This is a genomic window from Staphylococcus sp. LKG4-2, assembly GCF_050955665.1.
Taxonomy (GTDB): domain Bacteria; phylum Bacillota; class Bacilli; order Staphylococcales; family Staphylococcaceae; genus Staphylococcus; species Staphylococcus saprophyticus.
Genome location: NZ_CP194532.1, coordinates 1,476,629 through 1,488,858 on the forward strand (window position 1 = coordinate 1,476,629; position 12,230 = coordinate 1,488,858).

General features: G+C 29.8%; 15 protein-coding genes and 1 riboswitch. All 15 genes read left to right on the forward strand.

The window, feature by feature from the left end; genetic code table 11:
* The first annotated feature begins 27 nt into the window (after nucleotides 1–27).
* The 15 genes from ACM6UH_RS07315 (at nucleotide 28) to gcvT (ending at nucleotide 12,225) form a co-directional block, all read left to right on the forward strand.
* Entirely contained in the window at nucleotides 28–2,079 is a 2,052-nt protein-coding gene (locus tag ACM6UH_RS07315; protein WP_061050597.1) for a peptidoglycan D,D-transpeptidase FtsI family protein, read from the forward strand.
* A gap of 127 nt (nucleotides 2,080–2,206) precedes the next feature.
* On the forward strand, nucleotides 2,207–2,356 hold the full coding sequence (gene rpmG, locus ACM6UH_RS07320; RefSeq protein ID WP_002483181.1) for a 50S ribosomal protein L33: 150 nt from the start codon (nucleotides 2,207–2,209) through the stop codon (nucleotides 2,354–2,356).
* A gap of 208 nt (nucleotides 2,357–2,564) precedes the next feature.
* Complete coding sequence (locus ACM6UH_RS07325) at nucleotides 2,565–3,110, forward strand: 5-formyltetrahydrofolate cyclo-ligase (protein ID WP_011303016.1); 546 nt, start codon at nucleotides 2,565–2,567, stop codon at nucleotides 3,108–3,110.
* An 11-nt stretch (nucleotides 3,111–3,121) separates the two neighbouring features.
* The gene (locus ACM6UH_RS07330; RefSeq protein ID WP_061050598.1) at nucleotides 3,122–4,579 is read left to right on the forward strand and encodes a rhomboid family protein; all 1,458 of its coding nucleotides are present in this window, start codon (nucleotides 3,122–3,124) and stop codon (nucleotides 4,577–4,579) included.
* On the forward strand, nucleotides 4,563–4,760 hold the full coding sequence (locus tag ACM6UH_RS07335; protein ID WP_037538382.1) for a YqgQ family protein: 198 nt from the start codon (nucleotides 4,563–4,565) through the stop codon (nucleotides 4,758–4,760). The genes ACM6UH_RS07330 and ACM6UH_RS07335 overlap by 17 nt, the downstream gene beginning before the upstream one ends.
* A 3-nt stretch (nucleotides 4,761–4,763) precedes the next feature.
* On the forward strand, nucleotides 4,764–5,750 hold the full coding sequence (locus ACM6UH_RS07340) for a glucokinase (RefSeq protein WP_011303019.1): 987 nt from the start codon (nucleotides 4,764–4,766) through the stop codon (nucleotides 5,748–5,750).
* Nucleotides 5,750–6,076: an MTH1187 family thiamine-binding protein gene (locus ACM6UH_RS07345; protein WP_002483185.1), complete on the forward strand. Its 327-nt coding sequence runs from the start codon at nucleotides 5,750–5,752 to the stop codon at nucleotides 6,074–6,076. The genes ACM6UH_RS07340 and ACM6UH_RS07345 overlap by 1 nt, the downstream gene beginning before the upstream one ends.
* Nucleotides 6,076–6,699: an MBL fold metallo-hydrolase gene (locus ACM6UH_RS07350; protein WP_011303020.1), complete on the forward strand. Its 624-nt coding sequence runs from the start codon at nucleotides 6,076–6,078 to the stop codon at nucleotides 6,697–6,699. The genes ACM6UH_RS07345 and ACM6UH_RS07350 overlap by 1 nt, the downstream gene beginning before the upstream one ends.
* Nucleotides 6,700–6,786: 87 nt before the next feature.
* Nucleotides 6,787–7,761: a competence type IV pilus ATPase ComGA gene (gene comGA / locus ACM6UH_RS07355; protein WP_011303021.1), complete on the forward strand. Its 975-nt coding sequence runs from the start codon at nucleotides 6,787–6,789 to the stop codon at nucleotides 7,759–7,761.
* Entirely contained in the window at nucleotides 7,733–8,797 is a 1,065-nt protein-coding gene (gene comGB, locus ACM6UH_RS07360) for a competence type IV pilus assembly protein ComGB (RefSeq protein WP_011303022.1), read from the forward strand. Before comGA ends, comGB begins: the two co-directional genes overlap by 29 nt.
* 27 nt (nucleotides 8,798–8,824) lie before the next feature.
* Nucleotides 8,825–9,136, forward strand: coding sequence for a competence type IV pilus major pilin ComGC (gene comGC, locus ACM6UH_RS07365; protein ID WP_011303023.1), 312 nt, complete (start codon nucleotides 8,825–8,827; stop codon nucleotides 9,134–9,136).
* Nucleotides 9,117–9,572 (forward strand): competence type IV pilus minor pilin ComGD, encoded by a 456-nt coding sequence (gene comGD, locus ACM6UH_RS07370; RefSeq protein ID WP_225791589.1) that lies wholly within the window; start codon nucleotides 9,117–9,119, stop codon nucleotides 9,570–9,572. Before comGC ends, comGD begins: the two co-directional genes overlap by 20 nt.
* Nucleotides 9,573–9,829: 257 nt before the next feature.
* Nucleotides 9,830–10,273, forward strand: a complete 444-nt coding sequence (gene comGF, locus ACM6UH_RS07375) for a competence type IV pilus minor pilin ComGF (protein WP_011303025.1) — start codon at nucleotides 9,830–9,832, stop codon at nucleotides 10,271–10,273.
* Between the two features lie 203 nt (nucleotides 10,274–10,476).
* The gene (locus ACM6UH_RS07380) at nucleotides 10,477–10,950 is read left to right on the forward strand and encodes a shikimate kinase (protein WP_002483192.1); all 474 of its coding nucleotides are present in this window, start codon (nucleotides 10,477–10,479) and stop codon (nucleotides 10,948–10,950) included.
* Nucleotides 10,947–11,058: riboswitch (glycine riboswitch) on the forward strand. It overlaps the preceding gene by 4 nt.
* Nucleotides 11,059–11,133: 75 nt before the next feature.
* Complete coding sequence (gene gcvT, locus ACM6UH_RS07385; protein ID WP_011303027.1) at nucleotides 11,134–12,225, forward strand: glycine cleavage system aminomethyltransferase GcvT; 1,092 nt, start codon at nucleotides 11,134–11,136, stop codon at nucleotides 12,223–12,225.
* Nucleotides 12,226–12,230 lie beyond the last annotated feature (5 nt).

Below are 12,230 nucleotides of genomic sequence, written 5' to 3' on the forward strand. Positions count from 1 at the left end.
AGAACTATTGAATAGAGGTATGCTGTTTTGCTAAAAAGATTAAAAGAAAAATCAAATGATGAAAAAATTAGAAATACGATGAATAAAAGAATTAGCTTTATATTTGGAATCATTGTATTCATTTTTGCGATAATTGTTTTAAGATTAGGATATTTACAAATTGCACAAGGTTCTCATTATAAGCAACTTATTAAAAATAGTGAAAACCTGACAGTCAACGAAGCTGTTCCTAGAGGTCGTATTCTAGATAGGAATGGCAAAGTCCTTGTCGACAATGCTTCTAAAAAAGCGATTACATATGCAAGAGGAAGAAAAACTTCACAATCAGAAGTATTGAAAACTGCTGAAAAATTATCAAAACTTATTAAAATGGATACAGATAAAATTACTGATCGTGATAAACAAGATTATTGGATACAACTTCATCCAAATAAAGCTAAAAGTTTAATGAAAAACGAGCAAGTATTGTTAGATGACGGTAATATTACCCAAGATGAATATGATGATGCTTTATATAATAAAGTAGGTAAAAATCAAATCAACTCACTAAATGATAAAGATTTACAAATCCTTGCTATTTATAGAGAAATGATGTCTGGTTCTGCACTTGATCCACAAACAATTAAAAATGAAGATGTAAGTGATGAAGAGTATGCAGCCGTTTCGCAAAAATTATCTGATATGCCGGGTGTAAATACGACTATGGATTGGGATAGAAAATATCCATATGGTGATACGTTAAGAGGCATTTTCGGTGACGTTTCTACGACTAAAGAAGGTATTCCAAAAGAATTGACTGAGCAGTATTTAGCCAAAGGGTATTCTCGAAACGATCGTGTAGGTAAATCATATTTAGAATATCAATATGATGATATTTTAAAAGGTAAGAAAAAAGAAATGAAATATACCACTGATAAATCAGGTGAAGTTATAGACTCTAAAGTAATTAATCCAGGTTCACGTGGCGATGATCTTGTATTAAGTATTGATATAGATTTACAGAAGAAAACTGAAGAATATTTAGAAAAGCAAATCTCAAAATTGCGTAGTGAAGGCGCTAAAGATATGGACAATGCATTAATTGTTGTGCAAAACCCAAATAATGGTGATATCTTAGCAATGGCAGGTAAGCAAATAGATAAAAATGGTGATTTAACAGATTATGATATTGGAACATTTACTTCTCAATATGCAGTTGGTTCCTCAGTAAAAGGCGGCACGCTACTTGCTGGCTATCAAAATAATGCAATTAAAGTTGGAGAAGAAATGATTGATGAGCCGCTTAAATTCGCTGGTGGTTTAACAAAACATTCTTATTTCAACCAAGATGGTAAAGTAAGAATTGACGATAAAGAAGCACTCATGCATTCATCAAACGTTTATATGTTCAAAACAGCATTAAAATTAGCCGGATCACCTTATACTCCGAATATGTCATTACCAACCGATATTACGAGCGCTGGACAAAAATTGCGTAAAGGTTTAAATCAGGTTGGTTTAGGAGTGAAAACAGGTATTGATTTACCAAATGAAACAAACGGACAAATTGAGCCATTAACAGACAATCCTGGTAATTACCTTGATTTAGCCATAGGACAATATGATACCTACACTCCTATGCAATTATCTCAATACGTTTCAACAATCGGTAATAATGGTTATAGAGTTCAACCACATGTTGGTTTAGAAATTAGAAAAGCGACTAACAAAGAAACGCTTGGGCCAGTTAAAGAAAAAGTGAAAGGTCAAGTGTTGAATAAAGTTAATAATACACAAAATGAAGTGAACGAAGTACAAGAAGGATTCAAAATGGCATTTAACGAAAAAGATGGAACTGGTTATCAAAGTTTCAAAGATACAGAAGTACCATCAGCTGGTAAAACTGGAACTGCGGAAGTATTTCAAGATGGCGAACCAAGAGTTAATTCAACTTACATTGGTTATGCGCCAATCAAAAATCCACAGCTTGCATTTTCTATTGTATATACAAACCAACCAGTACCTGAGCCATGGTTAAATGGTGGCGATTTAGGACGAGATGTTATTAATTACTATTTCAAAGAAAAGTCAAAAGATTAATATTTTAGCATCAATTTTATTGAAAATACTGGTATAGTCGCCTTTATTGAAAAATAATACTTTTCAATTTTATAACTAAATGGTATGATTAATTAGTCGTATTTTGAAAAGGTAAGGAGGAATTAGCATGCGCGTAAACGTAACTCTAGCTTGTACAGAATGTGGAGAAAGAAACTACATCACTACAAAAAATAAACGTACTAATCCTGAACGTATAGAAATGAAAAAACACTGTGCACGTGATAACAAGCACACTATGCACCGTGAAACAAAATAATTAATATTATTTAAACCAGATTCTATTAGAATCTGGTTATTTTTATCTGGTTTATTAAAATGAGTGAATAAATCAATTTATAATTAACATTTTAAATTTTCATAACTTAAATCTTATAAAAAAATTGTGATTCAAATTGCAGTTTAATGACATTATAATTCATTAACGTTATAATGATAAAAGTATGAATTACGGGAAGGTGTACAAAATGGATAAAAAATTATTGAGAAAAAAACATATTGAATTAATGAAATCTTTTATGTTAAACAAACAGGAAAAACAACGAGCAGATCAGTTTTTAGCTAATCAATTTTTTAATACCGATGAATACCGCACTGCTTCTCGTATAGGTATTGTATTATCCATGCCACACGAAGTTAATACATATACTTTGATTCAACAGATGCTAGACGATGGTAAACAAGTATTTGTACCTGAAACAAATTACCAATTGCGTGAAATGTCTTTTAAACATATTGACGATTTAAAGCATATTGATAAAGATGCTAAAGGGATAAATCATATAAATACAAAGACTGAAATATCCAATGAATTAGATTTATTAGTTGTTCCTGGGGTAGCTTTTAATGATAGTGGCTATAGAATTGGTTATGGTGGCGGTTACTTTGATAAATTTATCAGTACATATAATCAACTAACGATGAGTTTAATTTATGATTTTCAATTAAGTGACTTTAAAGTTGAAACACATGATCAACCTGTAGAAAAACTAATCATAGCGACAACAAGATAATGGAGGGGAAAATGATTACAGAAAAGCATTATTGGAAGTGTATTTACACTTGGATTAAATATCTAAATTATCATGTTGTACATAAAAATCAAGAAACTAACGAAGTTTGGTTAGCGAATCAACGTAAGCGTAGTATCGTTATTTTCAAATATGGAGCAAATTCAACACAAGAAGTGAGATTTGATAAAAGCAGAATCCAAGAAAATCAGCAAGATATCAGTACTTTTCTAGGTTTTGAACCTAATAATTATGAATTGTTTATTTTTACTGATAAGCATTTTACAGATGAAAATTTAAATGAAAATCATCCAGTAAAATTTAAGGTCAAGATAATTAGAGAAGTAGATCATATGGAACGCTTGCTCCCTAATGTCTTTATCAAACAATTATATAAAAGAAATACAAAGCAAACAAAAGGGTATTATAAACAGCGTGCTTTAAATACGAATCCAATTGAAAAACACATGTTGAAGTTTTCTCCAGTGACCTATGCTTTAATCATATTAAATGTTGTGATTTGGTTATTTATGGTATTGTTTTTAAATCGTTCCTCAGATTTAAAGCTTTTAGATGTTGGTGGATTAGTGCATTTTAATGTTGTTCATGGTGAATGGTATCGTTTGATAACATCTATATTTTTACATTATAATTTTGAACATATATTAATGAATATGTTGAGTTTATTCATATTTGGTAAAATAGTTGAATCAATTGTAGGTCATTGGCGTATGTTCGTTATCTATTTGGTAGCTGGTTTATTTGGTAACTTTGCTTCTTTATCTTTTAATACTGATACCGTTTCGGTAGGAGCTAGCGGTGCGATTTTTGGCCTTATTGGTGCAATTTTCACATTTATGTATATAGGCAAACAATTTAATCGTAAGCTTATCGGTCAATTATTAATTGTACTTGTCATTATGATTGGTTTATCTTTATTTATGCAAAATATAAATATCGTGGCCCATATTGGTGGATTTATTGGCGGATTATTGATTACATTAATGGGATATTATTTCAAAACGAATAAAACACGTTTTTGGATTATTTTAATTACTATTCTTGTTTTATTTTTAGCTGCTCAGGTTAGAATTTTCACCATTAAGGAAGATAATATCTATAACAGCATTATTACTAAAGAAATGAAACAAGGTAATTATGATGAAGCGAAAAATATGGTTCAACGTACAATCAATAAAAGCTATGCAGATGATGAAACATATTATTTAAGTGGATTGATTAAAACAACACAAAATTCTAAAGCTGAGGGCATCGCATCTTGGGAACGTGGCTTACGATATTTCCCTAATTCAGGTATCTTAAATTACCAACTCGCAATTGCAAATAAATCATTGGATAATAATGATAAAGCTAAAAAGTATATCAAAAATGCATTAAAAGCTAATCCAAATAATAGAGATTATATTAATTTAAATAAAGAATTGAGCGATAATAGTGATTCAGAAAATTAATTCATTTTACGATGTTCAGCAACTTTTAAAAAAATTCGGCTTTATTATATACTTTAAAGATAAAGCGGATATGTATGAAATGATGGAACAAGAGATAAAATCTTTATATGATTATAATCTTATATCAAAAGATGAATATTTAAAATGCAGATTAATCATTAGTCAGAGAAGGAGTAAGTAATATATGAATAAAATCATACTAGCAGCAGATATAGGTGGTACAACTTGTAAATTAGGTTGTTTTGATGAAAATTTAAATCGTATTTCAAAATGGTCAATTAACACGGATACATCAGATACAACGGGTTATCAATTGTTGAAAAATATTTATAATGCTTTTGTCGCATATATTGATCAATCTGATTATACTTTTTCTGATGTTATCGGTGTTGGTATAGGAGTTCCTGGTCCTGTTAATTTTGAAACGGGTGAAGTTAACGGTGCAGTCAATTTATATTGGACGGAACCAGTAAATGTTAGGAATATTTTCAAACAATTTGTTGATTGTCCAGTTTATGTTGATAATGACGCTAACGTAGCTGCACTAGGAGAGAAACATAAAGGTGCAGGTAATGGTGTTGATGATGTAGTTGCAATTACACTTGGCACAGGACTTGGCGGAGGTATTATTTCGAATGGCGAAATCGTACATGGACACAATGGTTCAGGAGCTGAAATTGGTCATTTCCGAGTAGACCATGACCAACGTTTTAAATGTAATTGTGGTAAATCGGGTTGTATTGAAACAGTTGCATCTGCTACAGGCGTAGTTAATCTTGTTAACTTTTATTATCCAAAATTAACTTTTAAGTCATCTATACTCCAATTAATAAAAGAAAATAATGTAACTGCAAAAGCTGTTTTTGATGCGGCGAAAGCAGGAGATCAATTCTGCATATTTATCACAGAACGCGTTGCTAATTATATTGCTTATTTATGTAGTATTTTAAGTGTAACGAGTAACCCTAAATACATTGTTTTAGGTGGTGGTATGTCAACTGCGGGACTTATTTTGATTGAAAACATTAAAACGGAATATCATAATTTAACTTTCACTCCAGCACAGAAAGATACTGAAATCGTACAAGCGCAACTTGGCAATGATGCAGGCATTACAGGTGCTGCAGGTTTAATATATACTTATGTAATTGAAAAGGAAGGTGCAAAATAATGGCAATTGTAGATGTAGTCGTTATACCAGTTGGTACAGAAGGGCCAAGTGTAAGTAAATATATTGCTGAAATACAAACGAAATTAAAAGAGTATAAAAATCAAGGGAAAATAGATTATCAACTGACACCTATGAATACTTTAATTGAAGGTGACTTGAAAGATCTATTCGAAGTTGTGCAAGCAATTCATGAGTTACCTTTTGACAAAGGATTAGATCGTGTTTGTACAAATATTAGAATTGATGATAGAAGAGATAAATCACGTAAAATGAATGATAAACTAAAATCTGTGGAAAACCATTTGAATAATGGAGGGCAAGCATAATGAAAATATCAAGTTTAACTTTAGGATTGGTCGATACAAATGCTTATTTTATAGAAAATGAGACAAATGTACTTTTAGTTGATCCTGCAAGTGATAGCGACTTGATTATTAAAAAATTAAATCAAATTAATAAGCCATTATCTGCAATTTTATTAACGCATGCACATTTTGACCATATAGGTGCATTAGATGCTATTGTAGAAAAGTATCAAGTACCCGTGTACATGCATAAAGCAGAATTTGATTTTTTAACAGATACTCAAAAAAACGGTTCAGAAAAATTCAAACAATATGGCCTTCCACAAGTTATTAGTTCAGTGACACCACAATCATTAACTGAAGGCCAGACAAATATTGCTAACTTTGAGTTCAATGTCCTGCATATGCCAGGTCATTCACCAGGTAGTTTAACTTTTGTATTTAAAGATTTTGCAGTTGTAGGAGACACCTTGTTTAAACAAGGTATCGGTAGAACGGATTTATATAAAGGAGATTATGAAACTTTAGTAGATTCGATACTTGATAAATTATTTACGCTTGAAGAGGACCTACCATTATTCCCTGGACATGGACCATATACAACTGTTGAAGATGAACAACTTAACCCATATTTGCATGGGTGAATAGCTTTCAATTTAACGCAAACTTTATAAGTAGATTAGAAGTAATTTATCCATCTCTTACGTGTATATAAGTAGGAGGTGGATTTTTTGAAACTTTTATTTAATAATATACTTAAAAAAGCGATTAGTACAAAGGCCACTGATGTGCACTTTATTCCTTCAAATGACAAAATATATATTAAATTCAGAGTTCAAGATACGCTTGCACCAATTGAATCCATACAGCAACATATTTATTTGAAATTATTAACCTATATGAAATATCAAGCTGGTTTAGATGTGTCTAAACATAATGTTGCTCAAAGTGGTAGATATACTTACAAATTCAAGCAAATTTACTTTTTAAGAATATCCACGCTACCTTTATCTCTGGGAATAGAAAGTTGTGTTATCAGAATTGTTCCACAGTATTTTCAAAAAGGAAGTGATACAAGTAATTTAGGTACATTATATAAATTAATGAATAAAAAACAGGGGCTTATATTATTAAGTGGACCCACTGGTTCCGGAAAAAGCACTTTAATGTATCAAATGGTCATGCATGCAAAAGAGCAGTTAGATTTAAATATCATAACAGTTGAAGATCCAGTGGAGCAGCTAGTATCTGGAATTACACAAGTATCGATTAATGAAAAAGCAGGTATCAATTATGCAAATACTTTTAAAGCGATTTTAAGATGTGATCCTGACATTATTTTGATTGGTGAAATTAGAGATGCCATAATAGCTAAACAAGTAATGCATGCGAGTCTAAGTGGTCATTTAGTATTAACAACAATTCACGCTAATAACTGTAAAGGCGCATTATTAAGGCTTAAAGAAATGGGACTAACGATGCAAGAAATGAAACAAGCTTTATTAACCGTTTTAAACCAAAGACTAATTACGACTTATAATAATCAAAGAAAACTTGTATATGAACAACTTACTAAAGCACAAATAAATCATTTAATAGACAATGACTATACATTACCTAGTTCATTTTCTAATTTGTCTACTCAATTAACTCAATTAGCCAAAGCAGGTGTTATTTGTGAGGAAACTATGGAGCGCTATATTTAAATTTAAAAATATTTTCAATTTATCAGAAAAAAACAAAATAACGTTATTGATAAAATTAAAAGATTTGTTAGACCGCGGTTATACGCTAAGTGAAGCATGTCTTTTTTTAATTCAATATACAAACATTAAAAATCGCCAATTAAAGTTGCAAATTGAAACAGAATTAAATAATGGTGCTGGCTGCGCAAAAATATTAAGGTTACTAAATTATCCTAAATCCATCGTAACGTTAATCAATTTTGCAGAAATATTTGGAGATTTAACTATTACTTTGCCACACGCTTATGAATATTTAGTAAAAAACTATAAATCGAAGCAACGCTTTTTAAAAACAATACAATACCCCGCGTTGTTACTTATCGTTTTTTTGATAATGTTAATTATTTTAAACCATACAATCATCCCCGAGTTTCAAAATTTATATAGTAGTATGGATGTAAGTATTTCCCCATTACAACTCTATCTATCTTTATTCATCACAAACCTCCCATCGTATTTCCTATATAGTTCAATAATTTTTATACTAATCATTTTAGGTATTTTCATCATATATAGAAAGTCATCTATAGAAATAAAGCATAAAATCCTCTTATCAATACCCATTATTTCGAAATTTTTCAAGTATTATAAAACATTTTGCTTAGCTTCTGAATTATCTTTATTTTATAAAAATGGTATAACTTTACAAAAGATTGTTGAAATATACGCTAAACAGCAAGATGAATATTTAATATTTTTAGCAAATGAAATTTCAAAAGGGATACAACAAGGATTAAATTTAAGTGAAGTATTAAAGCATTTACAGTGTTTTGAAAAAAATTTGATTATTTTTGTTGAAGAAGGTGAGAAAAAAGGGAGGCTAGAGATAGAAATGAAACTATATAGTGAAATGATACTGTCTCAAATAGAACAGTTGATTCATTTAATCATAAAGTTCATACAACCTATTGTTTTCTCTTTAATTGCTATATTAATAGTGTCATTATATCTAGTTATTATGTTGCCTATGTTTGATTTAATGCAAACAATTAAATAATTACGAATAGAGGAAGTTAAATCAATTATGAAAAAACTAAAAATTAATAGAAATGCTTTTACATTAATAGAAATGTTACTTGTATTATTAATAATTAGCTTATTATTAATATTAATTATACCCAATATAGCTAAACAATCGTCTCATTTGCAAAATACTGGATGTGAGGCACAACTTAAAATGATTGATAGCCAAATTGAAGCGTATGCTTTAAAGTTTAATAAAAAGCCATCGTCTATAGAAGACTTAGTTACAGAAGGATACATTAAAGAAAATCAAAAGTCATGTAAATCTGGTGCAGCCATCACTATTAACAATGGTGAAGCTGTTGCAAATTAAAAGCGCATTTACTTATATAGAAATGCTTTTTGTGGTCTGTATTATTAGTTTACTCTTATATTTCCAACTATTTAATATCAGTGCTTTCGATACTAATAATAACAAAATAGAACAACGTAAAATTAATAATTTAATTATGCAATTCAACTATATTAAATCTAAAGCGATTAAAGATAACCAATCAATTACACTGGTCTTTAATGATTACTCTAATAAAATTATTATTAATGAACAATTCCCCTCTAATAAAAGCGCCAAAGCAATAATACTCCCTTTAAATAGCTTTATACATCCAAGAACAAATTTGAAATTTATAACATTTAATAAAATTGGAGAAACAAACAAATTTGGAAGTGTCTACCTAAAAACGAATAAAAATCTTTATAAAATCATATTTCATATTGAAAAAGGACGTATTAGATATGAGAAAATTTAATGTTAATGCCTCGTTATTGATGGATAGTCTTTTATCTTTTTCAATTATCACACTGATTTGTATCTTATTTATACCTATGATATTGCAATTAAAGTTGGATATTCAACACAAAAGCCATGAAATAGATCTAACTAGAATATTACTTAATTCACTTTACCACTATAAAAGACAGGAATTGAAAAGTGGAATTATGATTGAAGATTATAGCGTTAAAATGAGTAACGACAAAATTTGTGTTTTCAAAAAGGGAGAAGCATATGAAAAATGTTTCTTCAAATAAATTTAGAGCTTTTACATATATAGAAGTCTTGTTTGCACTTTTTATAACTATACTCATTTTTTCAATATTACCCGCATTAATTAGAACGACAGGCACCATCAATGAGCAAATTATGAATGCTCAAGAAGTAGACTTGGCATTTTTCTCAAGAGATTTGACACAAGATTTAATTAAAGAAAATGCTTATGTTCTTAAAAATCAATCCGATGAACACCATATTGTAATTAGAAATAAACAGAGAAACATCATTTATGAATTTAAAAATAACAAATTAATTAAAACGTTAGATGGAAAAGGAAACATTACTACATTACATAATGTTGTTAGTGCAAAGTTCAAAATTGTTAATGATAAATCTGTAGTAATTAATTTTAAAATTTTTGAGAAAGGTATTTATTATGAAAAGAAAATTGTTTTCTAATCATCCTGCTTATATGTATCCTTTTATGCTAGTCATATTTATGCTATATTTATCTTTAATTACGATTTATACATTTCAAATTGGATTACAATTAAAAATCTTAGATAATATTGAATCGTATTATAAAGATCAAATAAACACATACATAAAAAAGGAAGTTAGTTTTGAATAATAAAATAGAACCACTCATACTTATTGGATTTATGGGAACAGGTAAGACAACTTTGGGTCAATTTCTAGCAAGTAATAATCAACTCTCCTATATTGACTTAGATGAACATATAGCAATACAGGAAAATAAATCTATCCCTGAAATTTTCGAAGCCATTGGTGAGCAAGGATTTAGAAAATTAGAAAATGAATATCTACAAGAATGTGTTCAACGTTATGATATCATTTCAACCGGCGGTGGTATAATAGAAGGCGATGAATCATTCCGAATATTAAAAGAACAGCCAAAAGTAATCTGGTTAGATTGTGATATAGAAATTCTTTACAAAAGAATTAAAAATGACAGCAATAGACCAAATGCAAATAATAAATCGTTATTTGAATTAAAAAGCTTGTATTCATCTAGGGTTTCAAGATATAATGAAATCGCATTCATAAAAGTAAATAGTAGTCAATCTCTTTCAGATTTACAAAATGATATCATGGAAGCGATTGTTTGCGAATGATCAGTATTAGAGAGAATGGTAGTTATACTTAATATAACTTAACTTTAGTCCATCGCCGAAGGTGCAAGTTTTTACGAAACTCTCAGGCAAAAGGATAATACTGTAACGCATTCCTGAAATATTACAACAGGGTAGTTTAGGCTACCCTGTTTTTTTATTATATAATCTTTAGGAGGTTTCTTCATGTCCAATGAACTTAAAAAAACACCACTATATCAAACTTTTGTAGATAGTGGGGCTAAAATCGTAGAATTTGGTGGATGGGCTATGCCAGTCCAATTTTCTAGTATTAAAGAAGAACATAATGCAGTTAGAACTGAAATGGGTTTATTTGACGTAAGTCATATGGGAGAAATTATCATAAAAGGTTCAGATGCTTCTAATTTAGTACAGTATTTGCTTTCAAATGATACTGACAATGTAACAACGCATAAAGCGCAGTATACAGCTTTATGTAATGAACAAGGTGGCATCATTGATGATTTAATTACTTATAAATTAGAAGAAAATGTTTATCTTTTAGTTGTTAATGCTGGAAATACTGAAAAAGATTTTGAGTGGATGTACGAAAAAGCTAAAGCATTTGATGCTGAAGTTATTAATGTATCAACTGAATATGGTCAACTAGCTATACAAGGGCCAAAAGCACGTGATTTAGTCCAACAATATGTAAATATTGATGTATCTGAAATGAAACCATTTGAATTTGAACAAAACGTTGAATTCTTTGGTAAAAATGTAATACTGTCACAGTCTGGATACACAGGTGAAGATGGATTTGAAATATACTGTAATGCAGACGATGCACCATATTTGTGGGATGAAATTCTAAAAAATGATGTGACACCATGCGGTTTAGGTGCTAGAGACACATTAAGATTAGAAGCTGGACTGCCATTACACGGTCAAGATTTAAGCGAAACAATCACACCATATGAAGCGGGTATAGCATTTGCTGCAAAACCATTAATAGAAGCCGATTTTATTGGTAAATCAGTACTAAAAGATCAAAAAGAGAATGGTTCTAAACGAAGAACAGTAGGATTAGAAATGATCGACAAAGGTATTCCAAGAACAGGGTATGAAGTATATGATTTAGACGGTAATCAAATTGGAGAAATTACTTCAGGTACGCAATCACCTTTAACTGGTAAATCAATTGGACTAGCCCTAATCAATCGAGATGCTTTTGAAATGGGAAAAGAAGTTGTTGTACAGGTTAGAAAAAGACAAGTTAAAGCTAAAATTGTTAAAAAAAATCAGATTAGTAAATAAATCAA

What these genes read in the sequence shown, in the direction of transcription:
- comGC (WP_011303023.1), top strand. Translation starts at nt 8,825, where the DNA reads ATGAAAAAACTAAAAATTAATAGAAATGCTTTTACATTAATAGAAATG.
- ACM6UH_RS07330 (WP_061050598.1), top strand. Translation starts at nt 3,122, where the DNA reads ATGATTACAGAAAAGCATTATTGGAAGTGTATTTACACTTGGATTAAA.
- rpmG (WP_002483181.1), top strand. Translation starts at nt 2,207, where the DNA reads ATGCGCGTAAACGTAACTCTAGCTTGTACAGAATGTGGAGAAAGAAAC.
- comGF (WP_011303025.1), top strand. Translation starts at nt 9,830, where the DNA reads ATGAAAAATGTTTCTTCAAATAAATTTAGAGCTTTTACATATATAGAA.
- ACM6UH_RS07380 (WP_002483192.1), top strand. Translation starts at nt 10,477, where the DNA reads ATGGGAACAGGTAAGACAACTTTGGGTCAATTTCTAGCAAGTAATAAT.
- gcvT (WP_011303027.1), top strand. Translation starts at nt 11,134, where the DNA reads ATGTCCAATGAACTTAAAAAAACACCACTATATCAAACTTTTGTAGAT.
- ACM6UH_RS07345 (WP_002483185.1), top strand. Translation starts at nt 5,750, where the DNA reads ATGGCAATTGTAGATGTAGTCGTTATACCAGTTGGTACAGAAGGGCCA.
- ACM6UH_RS07350 (WP_011303020.1), top strand. Translation starts at nt 6,076, where the DNA reads ATGAAAATATCAAGTTTAACTTTAGGATTGGTCGATACAAATGCTTAT.
- ACM6UH_RS07325 (WP_011303016.1), top strand. Translation starts at nt 2,565, where the DNA reads ATGGATAAAAAATTATTGAGAAAAAAACATATTGAATTAATGAAATCT.
- ACM6UH_RS07340 (WP_011303019.1), top strand. Translation starts at nt 4,764, where the DNA reads ATGAATAAAATCATACTAGCAGCAGATATAGGTGGTACAACTTGTAAA.